Source organism: Pseudomonas sp. FSL W5-0299, assembly GCF_005930655.1.
GTDB lineage: Bacteria > Pseudomonadota > Gammaproteobacteria > Pseudomonadales > Pseudomonadaceae > Aquipseudomonas > Aquipseudomonas mandelii.
In genome coordinates, this window is record NZ_RXHX01000008.1 from 42054 (window position 1) to 61772 (window position 19719).

The window sequence follows — 19719 nt, forward strand, 5'->3', positions numbered from 1 at the left end:
TTAGGTTTTGTAGTGTTCGACGTGGAGCCGTGTCGCCTTCATTCGCGGGCAAGCCTCGCTCCTACAAGTTGTTGGTGTCCGCATGATCAACGCATGACCTGTAGGAGCGAGGCTTGCCCGCGAAGAGGCCCGCACAGGCAAAACACCGATTCAAGTGTGTCCAACCGCCACAATTGCTCAAGCAATTCCCCAGCCTGCTCCTGGGGCATCACCCGCCCGGCCAGACTGAAAAACTTCTCCTCCAGCGCCGCATCACTCAACGGATTCCCCGGCGCGCCCAATGGCGGGTCGACACAAAGATTTGCCTGCCGACCGTCCACCGTCCGCACGCGGATGACGGGCTCGCCATCCTCTGACAGTTGCGGATCCACTTCAAGACGAATGCGCGCCATCCAGTGAGCAATCCGAGGGTCGCCCCGTTGCGCCTCGTCATAGGCTTCCAGCCGGCAATGACCATGAACCAGCCGGGCGGCGAGGGCATAGGGCAAACTCATCTGTGCCGCCGCGAGCGTGCTGACATCCTGCCCACCGCACATGTCCTGAAGAAACCCGCACAACGAGACGTCGATGTCTTCAATCTGATCGGCGCCGACCTGCAGTTGATCCATTAACAACCCCAACGCATCGATTGCCGAATGAGTCCCCCGGCACGCGGCGTAGGGCTTGATCGAGCAGCGGGCGAGCTTCCACACGACGCCCAGATCCGCATCGAGCGCGGTCGGGTTTGAAGCCACGCCGGCCAGGGTTCTGAGAAAACCGCCCCAGACATCCTCGAACAACTTTTTCGGTCCGCTGATGCCTTGTTGAGCAAACCGCGCCGCCAGCAATCCACCTTCGGCCGCTCGACCGCTGTGCAGCTTTTTACTCTGCGAGCCGTCGTGGATGAAGGCCCACAGCCCACCGCTGAAACTGCCAGCGATGCCCAGTGCCGACACGGTTTGCGCGGCGTCCAGTCCAAGGATCCGCGCGCTCGCCGCTGCGGCGCCGAACACCCCGCAGGTCGCGGTCGAATGCCAGCCCGCGCCGTTGTGCGCCGAATAGCCGCCGCAGGCTTCGAGCACGCGACGGCTGACGTCGTAGCCAATAACCACGGCGGTAATCAACTCGCGGCCGTTGACCGGTTCGGTCTGCATCGACACCGCAGCCATCACCGCCGGCAGCACCACCGCGCCGGAGTGGTCGCAGCCCCCGGTGTCGTCCAGTTCCAGGGCATGGGCGGCGATGCCATTGAGGATCGCGGCCTGAGCGGCGCCCATGCGCAGATCAGTGCCCCAGACCAGGGTGTCACCGGCTTCACTTGCGAATACCTGACGCGCCTGTTTCGCCACTTCGCTGTCAGCCCCGGCCAATGTCACGCCGAAGGTGTCGAGGATGTGCCGTTTGGCTTGCGCCACCAGGGCCGGTGGCAAATCTTCAAAGCGCGTGTCGACGCAAAACTGCGCGAGTCGCTGCATGCGTTCAGTCATACGAGGTAATCCCGGTAATGCCGCTCATACACCGATGCCGGATGATCCTCGGTCACGGGGACTGCCGAATCGGCCCACCATTGCGCGACCTCGCCGGCCGTGGCGATCCACACGTCATCGTGCTGCTGCATGCCCTCAAGCAATTCACGCAACACGCCAATTCGCCCCGGCGTGGCAATGATTTCCGGGTGCAGGCGCAGCACGTAACACAGGCCAAACCGGCGAAACCCGGCGAAGTCCATTTGCAGGTTGCCCAGGGTGTGGCTGTAAGAGGCGATTCGCGATTGTGCCGGCGGCACCGCCGGGCTGAGGTTGAAGGCGAAATAGGGCTCGTCTTCCAGTTCGTAGTGCAACGGCAGCTCGATCACTTCGGGGGCGGTGGGGTGAGCGAACGGCAAATCATCGCCGCGCCACGACGAAGACCAGCGAATGCCTTGGTTCCTCAGCGCCTCGATGAAGCCCGGCGCACCGTTACCGGCCGGGATGCGAAACCCGCTCGGACGCTGGCCGGTCAGTGCCGCGAGCGCTTCGCAACCCTTGGCAATCTCGGCGCTTTGTCCGGCCAGATCGAGCAGGTCGTAGTTCTGGTGGCGATAGCCGGCGCAGGCGATCTCATGCCCGCCGGCCTGAATCGCCCGAAGGTGTTGCGGGTTTTCCTCGGCAACGATGCCCGGGATGCACCAGCTGCTTTTTACCCCGAGTTCGGCGAACAAACCGAGCAACCGCTCGACGCCGCGCTGGGTGCCGTAACGCCAGACCGACAGCGTCTTGTCGCGGCCGGCGACTTCAGGCGCCTGGGTCAGGATGCCGTGGATGTCGTTGTAGTCGACGGTCAGGACCACGGCGCAGCGGTATCCTTTGGGCCAGACGGTGGAATCAGCCATGGTGATGCTCCTTGAGCCACCACTGGGCGACATCGCGGCAGGTGGCAAACCACACGTCGTCGCGCTGACGCATGTGTTCGAAGAGTTTTTCCAACAGCAGGATGCGCCCCGGCTTGCCGGTGATCTTGGGGTGGAACAGGGTGGTCAGGCACAGCCCTTCATTCATCGCGCCGTCGTACTCGCGGCACCAGTTGTCGAGGGTCAGTGCGTAGCTGGCGGTGCGGTCCAGCCCCGAGGGGAAGTCCGGCGCACGGGTATAGGCGAGGGAGGCGTAGTCGTCCATTTCCCAGCGGCCGGGGATTTCCACCAGCGGGGTTTCATGGCCCGGCACTTTCACCAGGTACGGGCGGTCATCGCCGCGCATGCTGCTGGAGTAAGTCACGCCGGCTTCCACCAGCATCGCCGGAGTCTCGGCTCGCCAGTCGCCGGAGGGGGTGCGGAAACCTTCGGCGCGGATGTTCAGGTGTTTCCAGAACACCTCGCGGGATTTGTTCATCACGTCCTTTTGCTGTTCCAGCGCCAGGGCGTAAAAGGATTCGTGTTTGTAGCCGTGGTACGCCACCTCATGCCCGCGCTCGACAATCGCCTGGCACTGTTTCGGCCAGTTTTCCACGACCCAGGCCGGGACGAAAAAGGTCGTCGGGATCCGGTATTCGTCGAGCAAATCCAGAATCCGCGGCAAGGCCCGGTAAGGACCATAACCGCCAAAACCGAAGTACTCGGGCTTGCGCCAGATCGAACCGTTGAGCATCGCATCGCCTGTCGGACCATCGAGGTCGAAGGCCAGGGCGAGGCAGGCTTTGTGCGGGTCGGGCCAGGTGGGTTGGGGGGAGGAGGACATCGTGGCGCTCCATTTTATCTATAAGTAAAACGCAGTTCCTGTAGGAGCGAAGCTTGCTCGCGAAGAGGCCGGTACATTCAACATCTCTGCTGACTGAAACACCGCCTTCGCGGGCAAGCCTCGCTCCTACAGGCAAGCATTACTTGCCGGCGTTGATGGTCACGGTCTTGATCGCGCCCAGTTCCAGGTCCCATTTCTTGAGGATCGCCTGATAGCTGCCGTCATCGACCATGCTCTGCAACGCGACCTTCACCGCTTCACTCAACTCAGGCTTTTTCTTGCTCACGCCAAGGCCGGTGAACTGCTGGGAGATTGGCAGGCCCACGGTCTTGTACATGTCCTTTTCCTGGGTCTTGAGATACGGCAGGGTTTCGCTACCCTGCATGGCCGCATCGATACGGCTCTGACGCAATTGCGCGCGGGCATCGGCCGAGCCTTCGGTGCCGACCACCACGATGGCCGGTTTGCCGGCGCCTTCGCAATGGGCCTTGCTGTATTCAGCAATTTCCGCCGGGAAGGTGGTACGACGGCTGGTGCCGACTTTCTTGCCGCACAGGTCGGTGATCTCGTTGAAGTCCTTGTTCTTCTGCAAGGTGTAGAACTGCGGGCCGCTGGTGAAGTAGTCGACAAAGGTCACGCTGGCCTGGCGTTCAGCGGTGTCGGTCATGCCCGACATCACCATGTCCACGCGGTCGGTGGTCAGGGCATTGATCATTTGCTCGAAGCCGGTTTCCTGCCACTTGATCTTCACGCCCAGACGTTCGGCCAGGGCATTGCCCAGGTCAACGTCGAGACCGGTGAGGGTGTTGGTGGCCGGGTCCTTGAAATCCATCGGCGGGTAGTTCGGCATGATCGCCACAACGACCTCGCCTTTTTCCTTGATGCCGGCCGGAAGCTCAGCGGCGAAGGTGACGCCGCAAGCCATAACGCCTGCGAGCACTGCTGGGATAACTATTTTCTTCATGGTCGTTCTCTTATGAGTGTTGTGAGCGCCAAACGGCGCTTAGGTTCGAACGGCAGAAATGAAGCTTTGGGTGCGCGGGTTTTGCGGACTTATTAGTATTTCTTCGGGGCTTCCAGCCTCCACGATCTGCCCGCCGTCCATGAACACCATGCGGTTGGCAACCTCACGGGCAAAGCCCAGTTCATGGGTGACGACGATCATGGTCATGCCGGTTTGCGCGAGGTCACGCATCACCGACAGCACCTCACCGACCAGTTCCGGGTCGAGTGCCGAAGTGGGTTCATCGAACAGCATCAGCTTGGGACGCATGGCCAGGGCACGGGCAATGGCGACGCGTTGCTGCTGACCACCCGAGAGTTCGATCGGGTAGCTGTTACGCTTGTCGGCCAGGCCGACGCGAGCGAGCAATTCCACGGCTTCTTCGTGCGCCTCTTTGGGCGAACGCTTGAGCACCTGGCACGGCCCTTCGATGATGTTTTGCAGCACAGTCATGTGCGGGAACAGGTTGAAACGCTGGAACACCATGCCGGTGGACAGGCGTTGACGGGCGATCTGCGACTCATTGAGCTCGTGCAATTTGTTGCCGACGACCCGGTAACCCACCAGTTCGCCGTCGACCCACAGGCCGCCCTTGTCGATCTTTTCCAGCTGGTTGACGCAACGCAGCAAGGTACTTTTGCCGGAGCCGGACGGGCCAATGATGCACAGCACTTCGCCTTGCTCGACTTCGATGTTGACGTCCTTGAGCGCGTGGAACTGGTCGTAATATTTGTTCAGGCTCACGGCCTTGACGATGCTTCTCATGTGGGGCTCCTCAAGAACGCTTGCCGGCGCCGCGAGCGAAACGACGCTCCAGACGGCTTTGACCGAAGGACAGCACGGTGACGGTGGCCAGGTACCAGATACCGGCGACGATCAGCAGCTCCATTACGCGGGCGTTGGCGTAGTAGATGTTCTGGGCGTTGTAGAGCAGCTCCGAGTACTGGATGACGCTCGCCAGGGAGGTCATTTTCACCATGCCGATGAACTCGTTGCCCACCGGCGGAATGATCACCCGCATGGCTTGCGGCAGGATGATCCGGCGCAGGGCTTGCAGGCGCGGCATGCCGATCGACTTGGCGGCTTCGTACTGCCCGGTGTCCACCGACAGCAAGCCGGCACGCACCACTTCAGCGGTGTAGGCGCCCTGGTTGATGCTCAAGCCGAGCAGGGCGGCCACGAACGGGGTCATCAGAGTCACGGTGTCCATTTCGAACACGCCGGGAATGCCGATGGTGGGAAAGATCAGCGCCAGGTTGAACCACAACAGCAGTTGCAGGATCAGCGGCGTACCGCGAAACAGCCAGGTGTAGGTCACCGCCACATAACGCAGGATCGGATTGGCCGACATGCGCATGATCGCTGTGATCACCCCGAAGACGATGCCCAGGGCCATCGCCAGCACCGCCATGACGATGGTGTTGAGCAAACCCCACATGATCGCTTGCGAGGTAAGGAACTGGCCGATGTACGACCATTCGATCTTGCCTTCGGCGAAGGCGCGTACCAGCCCGAGGATCGCAATGACGATCACGGTGGCGAAGAAAATCCGCCCGTAATAACGCCGGGGCACGTGGTGGTATTGGGTAATGTCGAACTGGTTTTCCGCCAGTTTTCGCTCCCGCTGGAGTCGTTCTGCCTGAGTCTGGCTCATGTTGTTTCTCCGTACACTGTTCTTTCAGATCAACCAAAATCCCCTGTAGGAGCGAAGCTTGCTCGCGAAAGCGGTGTGACATTCAACATTGAGGTCGACTGACATGACCTCTTCGCGAGCAAGCTTCGCTCCTACGGGTTTTTGCGTGCTGCTTCAGAGGCGGAAACCCTGATAGTTCTCGGTCCATTGCTGCTGCGCCGCGAGGGCGGTTTTCAGACGGCCGATCTGCTCGCGCACCTGTTGCGGCGCCGTGCCACCCCAGCCACTGCGGGCGGCGATGGCAGCTTCGAGGGTCAGACTCTCGCGCACTTCCGCGGTCAGGCGTGGATCAATCTCGGCCAGCAGCGCCGGCGATGCTTCCCACAATTCAATGTCGTGTTTCTCACAGGCCTGGACCAGCGCGCCGGTGATTTCATGCGCTTCCTTGAACGGTACGCCGCGCATGGCCAGCCAGTCGGCGACTTCGGTGGCCAGGGTGAAACCGAGCGGTGCCTGGCGACGCAGTTCTTCGACGTTGACCTTCATGGTTGCGACCATCCCGGCCATGGCCGGCAACACCAGCAGCAGCGTGTCGACGCTGTCGAGCACGCCGTTCTTGTCTTCGCTCAAGTCGCGGTTGTATGACAGCGGCAGGGATTTCAACGTCGATAACAACCCGGTGAGGTTGCCGATCAAGCGGCCAGCCTTGCCCCGTGCCAGTTCGGCAATGTCCGGGTTCTTCTTCTGCGGCATGATCGAACTGCCGGTGGCGTAGGCATCGTCCAGCGCGACCCAGCGAAATTGCCGCGACGACCACAGGCAAAACTCTTCGGCGAGGCGGGAAATGTTGATCCCGAGCATGCTGGCGATAAACAGAAACTCGGCGACGTGATCGCGGCTGGCCACGGCGTCAATGGAGTTTTCGCAGACGCCGCTGTAGCCCATTTCCTTGGCCGACTGCTGCGGCAGGCGCGCGATGGCGGAACCGGCCATGGCCGCCGCGCCGAGTGGCGACAGCGAGGTGCGATTGTCCCAGTCCACCAGACGTTGCACGTCACGCAGCATCGATTGAGCGTGAGCCAGCAAGTGGTGAGCGAAGACGATCGGTTGCGCTTGCTGCAAGTGAGTGAAGCCTGGACAGATGCTCTCGATGTGTTGCTCGGCCTGATCCACAAGCGCTTGCTGCAAGGCCAGTACTTCGACGGCCAGGGTGCGCACGTGATCCCGCAGGAACAGACGCAGGTCGTTGGCGGTCTGGTCGTTACGGGACCGCCCGGCGCGCAGTTTGCCACCGAGGGCGCCGAGGCGTTCGGTCAGCAGGCGTTCGATAAAGGTGTGGACGTCTTCGTCGTCCAGGGTCGGCGCGATGCTGCCGGCACGGAAGTCATCACCGATGCGCGTCAGAGCGTCGAGCATGGTCAGGGTTTCCTGCTCGCTCAACAGCCCGGCGCGCTGCAATTCACGGGCATGCGCCTTGGAACCGGCGAGGTCATACGGGGTAAGGCGAAAGTAGCGTTCGGGGCAACGGGACAACGCCGCCAGGGCTTCGGACGGGCCGCTTTTGAAGCGGGCACCCCAGAGACGGTCGGTGGATTGAGACATTGTTGTTTTCCTCGTCGTAGCCGGAAGTTAGTCATTAGTTTGGTGTGATGCCGAAGAGCTTCGCGGGCAAGCCTCGCTCCTACAGATCGGTATGCCGGACCTGGAACCCGTGCCGGGATCGTTAAAAAATCAACCGGGCGTGGTCAGGCCAAAGCAGTTTCAATAGGGGCAGTTATATCGTTGCGAGAGCTGATCGAAGTGTCAGCTTTTAATAGTTCGAAATCAGTGAGTTGGCACTGAAGTACGGGGATTATTAGCGGTTGCCAAGCCTGGTTTTCTGTGTTCATTATTATTTACCAGCACTATTTTTGTTGTTGGACACAGAGTGTTGAATAGGGCGCCAGAGGTAAATAAGCATTATGGAAACCCCACTTTCCAATTCCGGAAACCCGCCACCGAAAACGTCGCATCGGGCGCCGCTGGCCCTCAGTGGCCTGGATTTCAAACTGCTCAAAGTGTTCAAGGCCGTGGTCGAGGCCGGAGGCTTCAGTGCCGCCCAGAACGAGCTGAATGTGGGGCTGGCAGCCATCAGCAAACAGATTTCCGACCTTGAAATCCGCATCGGCATGCGCCTGTGCACCCGAGGCCGGGAAGGCTTTCACCTGACCGAAGAAGGCAGTCTGGTGTACCAGGCATCCATCGACTTGTTTGCCTCGGTCGACAACTTTCGTGATCGGCTTAGTTCGGCGCAGAATGAACTTGTCGGTGACCTTGGGGTAGGTGTTATTGACAATACAATCTCCGACGATAATTCACCGTTAGTGGCCGCGCTTAGAAGAATCAATGAAGAGTCACCTAAAGTAAGGTTCCAACTTCAGTCATCGCAACTGGATGAAGTCGAAAGAGGCGTCGTAGAGGGGCGGTTAGTGGCGGGCATCGTTCCTGTTTATCAGAAGCGTGAAGAGTTCGATTACTACGCGCTGTATGAAGAGCGCTCGGAGGTTTACTGCGCGCTCGGTCATCCGCTGTTCTCGATGCCGGACGCCGAAATCGGCAGCCACGTGCTCAAGGATTACGAGTTCATCAACCATCGCTACGCGATTCATCGCGACAAACTCAATTTCGTCCACTACGACAGTTTTTCAGCCTCGGCGACTCAGGTGGAAGCCGTGGCATTGCTGATCAAGACCGGGCGTTTCCTGGGCTTTTTGCCGCAGCATTACGCTGCATCGATGGCGGCTCAGGGGCAATTTCGCGCGGTGCGCCCGGACCTGATCAGCATCGTCACGCCGTTCAATCTGATCCTGCGCCACAACACCGTGCGCAGCCCGCTGGTCAAGGCGTTTGCGCGGGCGTTGGGTGTGGATCTGAAGGCGCCGGTTTGAAAGTCAGACACATCTGATACGCAAGACAGGGATTATTTCAGGCTGCGCATCGTCATCTGTTTTAATCAATCTGATTTGTTTTTTACAGTACCTTCTCAAGTTTTTTTGGGAAGGCGATCAAAAGATAAATTGATAAGCCGATATAACAAGTCCCGCCCCTTATTCTGCGAATAATAGAATCAATATCTGCAAAGTCAGTAATCGCGGAAAAAATAATCATGGTGTGGAAGCCAGTGCAAGAAATGATAAGTAAATTCTTGCGAAAAATATTCTTCTTTTAAACTTGGCGGTGGCCAGCCGCCGAACGCTCGATGGCGGGGAGGGCGGCGTCGGTGGAGTGGGCACGGCGGGCAATGACATTGATCCGTGCACTTTAGCAGCAGCCTCACGGGCTCGGCATCTGCGAAGGCGGGTTGAGGTGCAGCAAGACGTAATCGTCTTTGTCGAATCGGCCGCTCAACACCGGCGGCACGGCTGCGAACGGCGTGCCTTGCAAAGCCCGATAGTCACGCGCGTCCATCATCAACCACGCCGGCAGTTGAAGCTGTTCCAGCTCCTGAATCGATTCGGTGAACACCGGTTGCAAGTCCTCATCGATATTGACCATGAACTTGATCGCCTTCGCGTCTTTACCCATGCCATGCAATACCAGCGGCGCCGGATCGTTTTGCACGAGCGCAAAGGCCGCGCGGCTGAACGTCTGGGTGTCGTAGAGCCGGCGTTCGACCGGTTCGAACACCAGAATGTAGACCGACCACAACGCCAGAACCGCGCAAAACGCCAAGGTCTGTGCCCGCCATTGGGGCCTGAAAAGCGTGGCCAGTGCGATCACTTGCAGCGCGGCGAGGATGATCAGCATCGAAGTGATCGAGGTCAGTTGCTCGGGAAACCGTCGATGGGCGTACAGCAACACGCCGATCAATACGCAGGGCGTCAACAACCACACTCCTTGCATCAAACCGCGCAACCAAACGAAAACCCGCCCCCGCGCGACCTGGAACGGGTACGCGGCAATGATCGCGGCCATGGGCAACATCGGCAGCAGGTAGCGGGCCTTTTTTGCTTGGGGAATCGACAGTCCGACCATCACAATCAACGCCGCCGCCGTGCAGTACTGCAACAGGCGCAGCGCCGGACCTGCCTGGCGCTGATGGGGCAGCCAGACTGCCGCCAACACCAGCAGCGCCAACGGATACGCCAGCGCATAGTTGCCCAGCGATCCGGTGAAGTAATACAGCGAACCGCTCACGCCTTCACTGCCGTCCATTCGCCCCAGAAACTGCATGCGCACGACATCCTGCATGAACAGGGGACCGCCACGGCTTTCGGCCAGCCATAACAACGTGCCGACGCTTGCGGCCAGCAGCACCGCCGCCGTCAGGCCGAAGCCGAACAGCCGCTGCCATTGGCGATTGAGCAGCCAATAACTGCATAGCATGCCAGTCGGGACCACCAGCCCGATCGGGCCACGAACCGCAAAGCCCAGAAGCAACAGGGCAAAAATCAGCAGCCAGCGCCGGGGTGCCGAAAAGTGGTCCGCGGCATAACCCAGATAGAACACTGCAAAGGCGATCGCCGCGAGCATCAGGTCCTGGGACACCGCTCGGACTTCGGTGACGAAGGTGTTGGTCATCAACATCAACGCGATGCTCAGCAGCGCCCAACGTGGGGAGTAGGGCGCCAGCAAGCGGTACATCAGCGTAACGATTACCGCCCCGGCAATTGCGCTTGGTAACCAGGCACTGAGGCTGTTGACCTGTCCGAACGGCAACGACAGGACCCAGATGAACAGGGTCGAAAGCGCCGAGTAATCGGCGTAGGGCTGGCCATAGGTGGTCGGAAAAACCGACGGCCCATGGCGCAGCATTTCCTCGGCAAACAGCACAAAACGCGAATCGAAACCGATGGCGGCCTGCTGATAAACCCCGGCGCTGAACAGCCCCAGAGCCATCAGCCCCAGCCACAAGGACTGCCGGCGTATGGGCGCCGATACGGCGATCAAGCGACGACCTGATTCGCGGGCCACTGCTGGAACGGAATCGGCAATTTGCGTGATTCCCCACGGCCTATCGGGAAGTACAGGAAACCGCTGCGTGCCAGGCGTTCGGCGTCGTACAAATTGCGTCCGTCGAAGATCACCGGCGCCTTCAACCGTTGCTGGATCAGGTTGAAATCCGGGGCCTTGAACTGCTGCCATTCGGTGCAAATGATCAGCGCGTCGGCACCGGCCAATACCGATTCCGGTGTGCCCATCAGCATCAACTTCGACTCCTCGGGATACAGGTGCTGGGTTTCCTGCATGGCTTCCGGGTCGAATGCGCGCACGCTGGCGCCGGCGGCCCACAGCGATTCCAGCAGCACCCGGCTCGGCGCATCACGCATGTCATCGGTGTTGGGTTTGAAGGCCAGGCCCCACACGGCGAAGGTCTTGCCGCGCAAGTCACCCTTGTAGAACGCGTTGATGCGCTCGAACAGCTTGTGCTTCTGCCGCTGGTTGATCGCTTCCACCGCTTGCAACAGGTCGCTGGAGCAGTGCGCCTCTTCGGCGCTGTGAATCAGCGCGCGCATGTCTTTGGGGAAACACGAACCGCCATACCCGCAGCCGGGGTAGATGAAGTGGTAACCGATGCGCGAGTCGGCGCCGATGCCCAGGCGCACCGATTCGATGTCCGCACCCAGATGCTCGGCCAGTTCGGCGATCTGGTTGATGAAGCTGATCTTGGTGGCCAGCATGCAGTTGGCGGCGTACTTGGTCAGCTCGGCGCTGCGCAGGTCCATGAACATGATGCGGTCGTGGTTGCGATTGAACGGCGCGTAAAGGTCGCGCATCACGTCGCGCACGTCATCGCTGTCGCAGCCGATGACGATCCGGTCCGGGCGCCGGCAGTCCGCGACGGCCGAACCTTCCTTCAGAAATTCGGGGTTGGAGACGATATCGAACTGCAGCAAGCGGCCGACCTTGATCAGGCACTTGTCGATATGCGCACGCAAGGTGTCGCCCGTGCCCACAGGTACCGTGGATTTCTCCACCAGAATCACCGGCTGCTCACGATGCCGTGCAACCGCTTCGCCCACCGACAACACGTAGCGCAGGTCCGCCGAGCCATCGTCCCGGGACGGTGTACCGACCGCAATAAACAGCACCTGACCATGCTGCACCGCGAGTTTTTCATCGGTGGTGAATTGCAGGCGTTTGGCTTCCAGGCTTTCGCGCACCAGGCTGGCCAGCCCCGGTTCGAAAATGCTCACGTGGCCTTGTTGCAGCAATTCGACTTTCTTCTCGTCAATGTCCATGCAGACCACGTCGTGGCCGACTTCCGCGAGGACGGCGGCTTGCACCAGGCCAACGTAACCGCTACCAAATACACTGATTTTCATGAGGCACTCCTGCGTTCGGGCGCGCGAGCCGGACGTGAGTTGATGGTGATGACTCCGAGCATGACCAGGGCCACGCCGAGGGTTTTTGTAACGCTGAACGCTTCGTTGAACAGCGGCAGGCTGGCGGCCAGCAGATACACCAGCGCGTAGCTGATGCTCAGCAGCGAATAGGCCCGGCCCAGCGGCACATCCCGCAGGGCGGCGAGCCAGGACAGCATTGAAACTCCGTAGGCCAGAATCGCCCCCAGCACCACGGCGACCGCCACTGGATCGATGCTGGAAGTCAGTAGATGTTCGGGGGAAGGCAGGCGCGTCATGCTCCAGCGCATGCCCAACTGCGCCGCGCTGCCGAGCAGCACGCTGCCCATGGCGAAGCTGATTCCGCGACGCAGGCTCATGCGTGTTGCCCCAGCAGAATCACACCGCCGATCACCAGCGCCACGCCCAGCCAGTGCCGGCGGTCGATGGGCTCGTGGAAGACAAACCGGGCGATCAGGGTAATCAGCACGAAATTCAGGCTGAGCATCGGGTAGGCAATGCCGACTTCAAGGCGCTGCAACACCAGCAGCCAGACCAGCAAACCCAACCCCAGCGCAGCGAGTGCCAGCCACAACCACGGCGAGCGCAGTTTCTCGCCCCAGGCTGACGGCTTCGCCCGCCAACTGTCGACGGCGTACTTCTGGGCGATCTGGCCCAGGCAGGTCAGCAGGCACGCGGCCAACAGCAGGAGCAGGCTCATGACGCACCCTGAGGAAAGATCAGAATCACCAGATTGCCTTGTTCATAGCGCTTGCCATCCTTGGGCAGCCGTTCGATTTCTTGCAGCTCGTCCTCACCCTTGACCCGCATCACCACGCCGACCGAGCCGCTCTGACGGGCGTTGCGCATCCACTGCTGAACCTGATCGGGATCGACGCGCTGCTGCACCGAGTCAGGATAAGCAAGGCCATATTTCAGTTCGCCTATCGTGTTGTACAACGCCACGTCCGGGCGCTTCAGACGCCAGGCCAGGGCGGCCGCGGCGCCGAGATCGTTGCTCAACAGTTTCCCGGTCTGCGCCAGTTCATCGGCGTGATGGCGGATGAACTGGTCGGGCATCTTGTTGGCCACCACCGAGTCGGGCAGCCCGGCGGGCAGCAGACCGATCAGCAGCAGGCTGCCGAAGGCCGGTGCGGCCCAGCATTGCAGGGGTCTGAAAGCTTGCAGCAGGTTGGCCATGATCCAGCCGATCAGGCCGATGAACACCAGCACCAGGTTGTGCAGTTCATGGTTATACAGCGGCTTTTTCAGTTGCAGGTAAACCAGTGCGAGCAGGGCGGTCAGCCCCAGCAGCAAGTTCAGCAAACCGTTGAGGCCCAGGACCCGGCCTTGCTCCAGCTTGAGTCGGTCGGCCAGGGTATGCCCCAACAGCAAGGCCAATGGCAGCAGGCAGGGCAAGATGTAGCTCGGCAATTTGCCGTTGCTCAGACTGAAAAACAGCAGCGGCATTACCAGCCACAGCAGCAGAAAACCAATGCGGACCTGGCCACGGGTTGTCCATGCTTGCCGCAACGCCGACGGCAGCAATGCCACCCACGGCAGACTGAACGCCACCAGCAACGGCAAATAGAACCACCACGGCGCGTCATGCTGGGCGTCGTCACCGGCAAAGCGACGTACGTGTTCGTGCCAGAAGAAAAATCGCCAGTAATCGGGTTGCTGCGAGTGAATCGCCAGCGCCCACGGCAGACTGACCGCAATAGCCACGATGATCGCCACGGGGCCGTAGACCAGCAGCTCACGCCAGCGTTTTTGCCAGATCATGAAGGGCAGGGCGATCAGCACCGGCAGTAACCAGGCGAGAAAGCCCTTGGTCATGAATCCCATGCCGCAGGCCAGCCCCAGCACCGCCCAACCCATCAGGCGCGGACCACGGCGGTCGCTGTCGAGCGCGAACCATAACGCGACCAGGCTCAGATTGACCCAGAAGGTGAATTGCGGGTCGAGATTGGCGTAGCCGGCCTGGCCCGCGACCACGGTGAAACTCATGTACAGCAACGCACAGGCAAAGCTTTTGCGCGGTTCGTTCCACAAACGACGGGCGATCAGAAAACACAACAACACACTCAGGCCCATGCTCAGCGCCGAGGCAAAGCGCACTCCAAACAGGTTCTGGCCAAACAAGGCCTGGCTGGCCGCAATCACCCAGTACCCGGCTGCCGGTTTTTCGAAATAGCGCAGGCCCATGAAATGCGGCGATACCCAGTCGCCGCTCAGGAGCATGCCTTGGCTGATCTGCGCATAGCGGGTTTCATCGGGAATCCATAAGCCGTGGCTGCCCAACGGCAACAGATACGCCAACAGAAAAACCCCCAACAGCAGCGGCAGTCCCCAGCGTCTGCTCATGCGCCTTGCACTCCCAGCCAGCCTTCCCGGCCTTCGAGATGGCCGCGCACGACCCGGCCCGCTGGCAAGGCGCCCGGGGCTGCGGGAAGCAGGTCGCCCAAGGGTTTAAAGCCGATACCACGCTGGCGCGCATCGGCCAGCAGTTGACGGAAATCGTTGGCCATCAGAATCCCTTCTACTTCGGCGTGGATCGTGTAGACGTTGAGTTTTTCAGCGGAGAATTGGTCGAGGATGAACCCGTTGAAGTCTTTGGCTTCGACGGCAGGGCCCACCACTTCATCGAAGGTCGGCAGGTCCACCGGAATCTGCGGCGCCCCCAAGCCACCGCCGGCCAATCTTGGTTGGAACAGGCTCTGGCCGCGGCAATCGCTGTTGTAGCGAAAGCCGAAGGCCTGCTTGGCCTCGATCACGCGTTCGTCCGCACGCCAACCGGCCGACGCCGAGCACTCGACGGCTTGCCCGAGGATGTCGCTGAGGGTGTCGACGCCCTGGCGGATCTGTTCGATCAGCTGCGCCTCGCTCCACCGCCCGGCATTGGCCTGCCAGCCGTGGTGATCCCAGGCGTGCAGACCGACTTCATGGCCCGCATCCCGGGCCTGACGCATCAAGTGCCCGAGGTCGCGGCCGATCGGTTTGCCCGGCCAGGCCGTGCCGGCCAGCAGAATGTCCCAGCCGTACAGGCCGGCCGCGTTGGAACGGAGCATTTTCCAGAGGAATTGCGGGCGGATCAGGCGCCACAGATGGCGCCCCATATTGTCCGGCCCGACACTGAAGAAAAACGTCGCCTTGACCTGTGCTTCATCGAGGATTTCCAGCAGTCGCGGCACCCCCTCACGGGTGCCCCGGTAAGTGTCGACATCGATCCGAAGGCCTGCCCGCATCAGCATGATTCTTCTTTGGAGTGCTCGGCAATTTCGAGCATGGCCTCACGCAGGAAGAAATCCAGGGTGTTGCCGATGGTCTCGCTCATCTCCACCGTCGGCGTCCAGTCCAGCAGGCGCTTGGCGTTGGCGATACTCGGTTTGCGGTGGGACACGTCCTGGTAGCCGGTGCCGTAGAACGCCTTGCTTTCCACGTCGCGGAAACCGGCGAACGGCGGGAAGTTGTCGCGCAACGGGTGCGCTTCGAATTGACGCAACAGTTCTTCGCCCAACTGACGAATGCTGGCCTCGTTGTCCGGGTTGCCGATGTTGATGATCTGGCCATTACAGGCATCGTTCTCGTTGTCGATGATCCGGGCCAGCGCTTCGACGCCGTCGGCAATGTCAGTAAAGCAGCGTTTCTGCTCGCCGCCGTCGAACAGACGAATCGGCGTGCCTTCCACCAGGTTCAGGATCAGTTGGGTGATGGCCCGGGAGCTGCCGATCCGCGCCGAGTCCAGCCGGTCGAGGCGCGGGCCCATCCAGTTGAAAGGACGGAACAGGGTGAAGTTCAGGCCTTTCTGGCCGTAGGCCCAGATCACCCGGTCGAGCAACTGCTTGGAGATCGAGTAGATCCAGCGTTGCTTGTTGATCGGGCCGACGACAAGGTTGGAGCTGTCTTCGTCGAAGTTCTGGTCCTGGCACATGCCATACACTTCGGAGGTCGACGGGAAGATCACGCGCTTGTTGTATTTGACGCAGTAGCGCACCAGTTTCAGGTTCTCTTCGAAATCCAGTTCGAACACCCGCAGCGGGTTGCGGGTGTATTCGATTGGCGTGGCTATCGCCACCAGCGGCAGGATCACGTCGCACTTCTTGATGTGGTATTCGATCCACTCGGAGTGAATGCTGATGTCGCCTTCGACGAAGTGAAAACGCGGATGGCTGCGCAAGCGGTCAATGGCATCGGAGCCGATATCGAGGCCGTACACCTCGTATCGGTCGTCGCGCAAAAGCCGCTCGGACAGGTGATTGCCGATGAAGCCGTTGACGCCCAGGATCAGCACCCGAGTGCGGCGTGGCGCGCGGCCGGACTCGGCGCCACGCAACACGGAACCGTCGACCAGCCCCAGTTCGCTGGCCAGTTGCGGACCGCTCAGGTACAAGCCGTTGTCGTTACGCTGGCCGGAGGTGATGACCAAAGAGTCTTCGCCACAGGCAATGCGCAGCGGATCGACGCTGATGACCCGGCCCGGTGCCTGGCCTGCGTTGCCCTTGGCAACTTCTGCGCTCCAGACGATCAGCTTGTGTTCGCCAACGGCACAGAACGCGCCTGGGTACGGCTGGGTGACGGCGCGGACCAGGTTGAACAGATCTTCGGCGGGGCGCTTCCACACAAGCTTGCCGTCGGCCGGGGTGCGACGTCCGAACACCGTGGCTTTGGATTCGTCCTGCGGGGTTTCGCTGACGGTGCCTTGACGCAACGCCGGCAAGGCATCGCGCAGCAGGTCGATGGCGGCCACACGCAATTTGCCATGCAGGCTCAGCGCCGTGTCGCTGCGTTCAATGGCCACCCGTTGCTGGGCGATGATTGCGCCGGCGTCGGCGCGCTTGACCATACGGTGAAGGGTCACGCCGGTTTCACTTTCACCGTTGACCAGCACCCAGTTGGCCGGTGCCCGACCCCGGTAGCGTGGCAGCAATGAACCGTGCAAGTTGAACGCACCTTTGCGTGCCGTGGCCAACAGCGGTTCGCTCAGCAGCTGGCGGTAGTAGAACGAGAACAGGTAATCGGGTTTCAGCTTGCTGATGCGCTCGATCCACAACGGATGGTTGGCATCTTCCGGGGCATGAACCGGGATGCCCTTGCGCGCACACAGTTGCGCCACGGAGGCGTAAAAGGTGTTTTCCTTCGGATCATCGGCGTGGGTAAACACCGCGGCGATCTCGAAGCCCGCGTCAAGCAGGGTTTCGATGCCGGCACAGCCGATATCGTGATAGGCGAAGACAACAGCTTTTGCGCTCATGAGAGAACCTGATCGGAAGAAGTGTTAGTGAGGCCGTCGACGGTGACAACGGGTACTGGCGTGGCGGGTTGGCTACGCAGGACTTTCTCGACGAAGAATCGGGGGCGGGCGCGGACGTCGCTGTACATGCGGCCCAGGTATTCGCCCAACAGGCCCATGCCGATGAACTGCCCGCCGGTGAACACAAACAGCACGGCGAACAACACGAATGTGCCGTCGCCGGCCCATTCGGCGCCGAACACCAGGCGCAGGACGATCAACGCCGTGGCGAACAGCAAGCCGAGTCCGGCCATGGCGAAGCCGACGATGCTCAGCAACCGCAGCGGCGTGGTGGTCATGCAGGTGATCAGGTCGAACATCAGGTTGACCAGGCGCATGGGGCTGTATTTGGATTCGCCGTGTTCACGTTCGGCGTGGGTCACCAGGATCTCCGTGGTGTGCCGGGCAAAGCTGTTGGCCAGGATCGGAATGAAGGTGCTGCGTTCGCGGCAGGCGAGCATCGCGTCGACGATGCTGCGGCGGTAGGCGCGCAGCATGCAGCCGTAATCGCTCATGGCCACGCCGGTGGAACGCTGCACCGCGAGGTTGATCAGCTTCGACGGCCAGCGGCGCAGCGCGGAGTCCTGGCGGTTGTTGCGTACCGTGGCAACCACGTCATAGCCCAGCTCGGCCTGCGCCACCAGGCGAGGGATTTCTTCCGGCGGGTTTTGCAGGTCGGCGTCGAGGGTGATCACCACATCGCCTTTGCACTGCTCGAAACCGGCCATGATTGCTGCGTGTTGGCCGTAGTTGCGGTTGAGAATGACCGCCACCACCGGGCTGCACTCTCGATTGGCGGCCTCCTCAAGAATGTGCGCGGAGTTGTCGCGACTGCCGTCATCGACCAGCACGATTTCATAGTCATGGCGCAACAAACGGCAGGCCGCTTCGGTCCGCCTGAGCAGCTCGGGCAGGCTGTCCTGTTCGTTGTAGACCGGGATGACGATCGACACGCAACGGATCGGATACGGTTTCACAGGCTTTTTTCCAGTGTGTTTTCGATGGCGTCGACGACACGATTGACGTCATCGGTGGTCATGTCGGGGAACAACGGAATCGAGCACAGGCGCTCCGAGTTCCATTCGGTGTTGGGCAGGTGAAGGTCAGGGAAACGCTGGCGGTACCAGGTGTGCAGGTGCGTGGCGATGAAGTGAATGCCAGTGCCGATGTTCTGTTCCTGCAAGATCCTCATGAAGGCATCGCGATCCAGTCCGCAGCGCTCGGCGTCGATGCGCAGGACGAACAGGTGCCACGCGTGCCGCTGCGGATACGTCGGGATGGCCAGCGGTTGCACCGGTAAACCTTCGAGGCGTTGCAGGTAGGTGCGCGCCAGCTCGGTGCGCTTGGCGTTGATCGCACCCAGACGCTCCAGCTGCACCAGGGCGATGGCGGCATTGATGTCGGCCAGGTTGTATTTGAAACCCGGCTCCATCACTTGTGCCTGAGGTCTGCGACCGTGGGTCAGCCGATCGTAGGCATCAACGCCCAGCCCATGAAACTTGAGCATGCGTACCCGGTTGGCCAACGCGGTGTCGTCGCTGACGAACATCGCGCCCTCGGCGCAGGTCATGTTCTTGATCGCGTGGAACGAGAAGATCGCCGTGCCTTTCGCGCCGACATGTCGACCTTTATAGAAGGTGCCTGCTGCATGGGCGGCGTCTTCGATGACGGGGATGCCGTGTTTGTCGGCCAATGCGTAAAGTGGATCAAGGTCGAAGGCGGCACCGGCGTAATGCACCGGAATGATTGCCCGGGTGCGCGGCGTGATCGCCGCCTCGATGCTGGCCAGGTCACACATGAGCGTGTCGCGGTCAACGTCGACGAAGACCGGTTTGGCACCCAGCAGGCAGATCATGTTGGCGGTGGACACCCAGGTCTGCGACGGCGTAATGACTTCATCGCCCGGACCAATGCCCAAGGCCAGTAACGTGATATGCATACCACCAGTGGCCGAAGAAAGTGCAACGGCATGACGGCAGCCGACATAGTGGGCAAATTGCTCTTCCAGTTGCTGGGTTTTCGGCCCGGTAGTGATCCAGCCGGAGCGCAATACTTGCTCTACGGCTGCGATTTCCTCATCGCCGATAGTCGGGCGGGAGAAGGGGAGAAACGCCTCATTCATAAGAATCTCCGGGCGAACGGCTTCCTTCAGCAAAATCGCCGAAAGAAGCGTGTTTTCAAGGGGTTGACTGCCGGAGCAGGAAGCCATCAATTGACTTTCCGGGCCGCGACCGGCAGCGTGACGACCCACAAGGGCTCGTCGGGTTGATTGAAGG

General features: G+C 60.9%; 16 protein-coding genes and 1 pseudogene. 1 reads left to right on the forward strand and 16 read right to left on the reverse strand.

Features of this window, described 5'->3' with window-relative positions; all coding sequences use genetic code 11:
* Positions 1–86: 86 nt before the first annotated feature.
* The 7 genes from FHL16_RS12685 to argH all read right to left on the reverse strand — a co-directional run bounded on the left by FHL16_RS12685 (position 87) and on the right by argH (position 7429).
* Entirely contained in the window at positions 87–1466 is a 1380-nt protein-coding gene (locus FHL16_RS12685) for an MmgE/PrpD family protein (RefSeq protein WP_077748387.1), read from the reverse strand.
* On the reverse strand, positions 1463–2350 hold the full coding sequence (locus FHL16_RS12690; protein ID WP_077748388.1) for a polysaccharide deacetylase family protein: 888 nt from the start codon (positions 2348–2350) through the stop codon (positions 1463–1465). The genes FHL16_RS12685 and FHL16_RS12690 overlap by 4 nt, the downstream gene beginning before the upstream one ends.
* Positions 2343–3191: a polysaccharide deacetylase family protein gene (locus tag FHL16_RS12695; protein WP_010460047.1), complete on the reverse strand. Its 849-nt coding sequence runs from the start codon at positions 3189–3191 to the stop codon at positions 2343–2345. The genes FHL16_RS12690 and FHL16_RS12695 overlap by 8 nt, the downstream gene beginning before the upstream one ends.
* A 139-nt stretch (positions 3192–3330) precedes the next feature.
* Entirely contained in the window at positions 3331–4155 is an 825-nt protein-coding gene (locus FHL16_RS12700; protein ID WP_077748389.1) for an ABC transporter substrate-binding protein, read from the reverse strand.
* A gap of 39 nt (positions 4156–4194) precedes the next feature.
* Positions 4195–4959 (reverse strand): amino acid ABC transporter ATP-binding protein, encoded by a 765-nt coding sequence (locus FHL16_RS12705; RefSeq protein WP_010460050.1) that lies wholly within the window; start codon positions 4957–4959, stop codon positions 4195–4197.
* 10 nt (positions 4960–4969) lie between these two features.
* Entirely contained in the window at positions 4970–5848 is an 879-nt protein-coding gene (locus FHL16_RS12710; protein WP_010460052.1) for an amino acid ABC transporter permease, read from the reverse strand.
* Between the two features lie 153 nt (positions 5849–6001).
* Positions 6002–7429: an argininosuccinate lyase gene (argH, locus tag FHL16_RS12715; RefSeq protein WP_010460054.1), complete on the reverse strand. Its 1428-nt coding sequence runs from the start codon at positions 7427–7429 to the stop codon at positions 6002–6004.
* Between the two features lie 359 nt (positions 7430–7788).
* Here argH and FHL16_RS12720 point away from each other — a divergent pair, with 359 nt between their 5' ends.
* Positions 7789–8754, forward strand: a complete 966-nt coding sequence (locus tag FHL16_RS12720; RefSeq protein ID WP_077748390.1) for a LysR family transcriptional regulator — start codon at positions 7789–7791, stop codon at positions 8752–8754.
* A gap of 385 nt (positions 8755–9139) precedes the next feature.
* Here FHL16_RS12720 and FHL16_RS12725 read toward each other — a convergent pair whose 3' ends face one another.
* The 9 genes and pseudogenes from FHL16_RS12725 to arnB all read right to left on the reverse strand — a co-directional run bounded on the left by FHL16_RS12725 (position 9140) and on the right by arnB (position 19565).
* Positions 9140–10705, reverse strand: a complete 1566-nt coding sequence (locus FHL16_RS12725) for an ArnT family glycosyltransferase (RefSeq protein WP_238706171.1) — start codon at positions 10703–10705, stop codon at positions 9140–9142.
* A gap of 45 nt (positions 10706–10750) precedes the next feature.
* Positions 10751–12132: pseudogene (locus tag FHL16_RS12730) on the reverse strand (UDP-glucose dehydrogenase family protein); the annotation flags it as partial.
* A complete protein-coding gene (arnF, locus tag FHL16_RS12735; protein ID WP_077748391.1) occupies positions 12129–12530 on the reverse strand; it encodes a 4-amino-4-deoxy-L-arabinose-phosphoundecaprenol flippase subunit ArnF in 402 nt (133 codons plus the stop codon). The gene arnF and the pseudogene FHL16_RS12730, both read right to left, overlap by 4 nt.
* The gene (gene arnE, locus FHL16_RS12740; RefSeq protein WP_010460060.1) at positions 12527–12871 is read right to left on the reverse strand and encodes a 4-amino-4-deoxy-L-arabinose-phosphoundecaprenol flippase subunit ArnE; all 345 of its coding nucleotides are present in this window, start codon (positions 12869–12871) and stop codon (positions 12527–12529) included. Before arnE ends, arnF begins: the two co-directional genes overlap by 4 nt.
* Positions 12868–14517 (reverse strand): lipid IV(A) 4-amino-4-deoxy-L-arabinosyltransferase, encoded by a 1650-nt coding sequence (gene arnT, locus FHL16_RS12745; protein WP_077748392.1) that lies wholly within the window; start codon positions 14515–14517, stop codon positions 12868–12870. Before arnT ends, arnE begins: the two co-directional genes overlap by 4 nt.
* Positions 14514–15398: a 4-deoxy-4-formamido-L-arabinose-phosphoundecaprenol deformylase gene (arnD, locus tag FHL16_RS12750; RefSeq protein WP_077748495.1), complete on the reverse strand. Its 885-nt coding sequence runs from the start codon at positions 15396–15398 to the stop codon at positions 14514–14516. The genes arnT and arnD overlap by 4 nt, the downstream gene beginning before the upstream one ends.
* Positions 15398–17404, reverse strand: a complete 2007-nt coding sequence (gene arnA, locus FHL16_RS12755; RefSeq protein WP_077748393.1) for a bifunctional UDP-4-amino-4-deoxy-L-arabinose formyltransferase/UDP-glucuronic acid oxidase ArnA — start codon at positions 17402–17404, stop codon at positions 15398–15400. The genes arnD and arnA overlap by 1 nt, the downstream gene beginning before the upstream one ends.
* The gene (gene arnC / locus FHL16_RS12760; RefSeq protein ID WP_077748394.1) at positions 17401–18420 is read right to left on the reverse strand and encodes an undecaprenyl-phosphate 4-deoxy-4-formamido-L-arabinose transferase; all 1020 of its coding nucleotides are present in this window, start codon (positions 18418–18420) and stop codon (positions 17401–17403) included. Before arnC ends, arnA begins: the two co-directional genes overlap by 4 nt.
* Entirely contained in the window at positions 18417–19565 is a 1149-nt protein-coding gene (arnB, locus tag FHL16_RS12765) for a UDP-4-amino-4-deoxy-L-arabinose aminotransferase (protein WP_077748496.1), read from the reverse strand. The genes arnC and arnB overlap by 4 nt, the downstream gene beginning before the upstream one ends.
* Between the last annotated feature and the right edge of the window lie 154 nt (positions 19566–19719).

Coding starts and splice junctions, on each gene's coding strand:
- FHL16_RS12705 (WP_010460050.1), bottom strand. CDS start 4,959: ATGAGAAGCATCGTCAAGGCCGTGAGCCTGAACAAATATTACGACCAG.
- FHL16_RS12725 (WP_238706171.1), bottom strand. CDS start 10,705: ATGGCTCTGGGGCTGTTCAGCGCCGGGGTTTATCAGCAGGCCGCCATC.
- arnD (WP_077748495.1), bottom strand. CDS start 15,398: ATGCGGGCAGGCCTTCGGATCGATGTCGACACTTACCGGGGCACCCGT.
- FHL16_RS12700 (WP_077748389.1), bottom strand. CDS start 4,155: ATGAAGAAAATAGTTATCCCAGCAGTGCTCGCAGGCGTTATGGCTTGC.
- FHL16_RS12710 (WP_010460052.1), bottom strand. CDS start 5,848: ATGAGCCAGACTCAGGCAGAACGACTCCAGCGGGAGCGAAAACTGGCG.
- argH (WP_010460054.1), bottom strand. CDS start 7,429: ATGTCTCAATCCACCGACCGTCTCTGGGGTGCCCGCTTCAAAAGCGGC.
- FHL16_RS12720 (WP_077748390.1), top strand. CDS start 7,789: ATGGAAACCCCACTTTCCAATTCCGGAAACCCGCCACCGAAAACGTCG.
- arnT (WP_077748392.1), bottom strand. CDS start 14,517: ATGAGCAGACGCTGGGGACTGCCGCTGCTGTTGGGGGTTTTTCTGTTG.
- FHL16_RS12690 (WP_077748388.1), bottom strand. CDS start 2,350: ATGGCTGATTCCACCGTCTGGCCCAAAGGATACCGCTGCGCCGTGGTC.
- arnF (WP_077748391.1), bottom strand. CDS start 12,530: ATGAGCCTGCGTCGCGGAATCAGCTTCGCCATGGGCAGCGTGCTGCTC.
- arnE (WP_010460060.1), bottom strand. CDS start 12,871: ATGAGCCTGCTCCTGCTGTTGGCCGCGTGCCTGCTGACCTGCCTGGGC.
- FHL16_RS12695 (WP_010460047.1), bottom strand. CDS start 3,191: ATGTCCTCCTCCCCCCAACCCACCTGGCCCGACCCGCACAAAGCCTGC.
- arnA (WP_077748393.1), bottom strand. CDS start 17,404: ATGAGCGCAAAAGCTGTTGTCTTCGCCTATCACGATATCGGCTGTGCC.
- arnB (WP_077748496.1), bottom strand. CDS start 19,565: ATGAATGAGGCGTTTCTCCCCTTCTCCCGCCCGACTATCGGCGATGAG.
- FHL16_RS12685 (WP_077748387.1), bottom strand. CDS start 1,466: ATGACTGAACGCATGCAGCGACTCGCGCAGTTTTGCGTCGACACGCGC.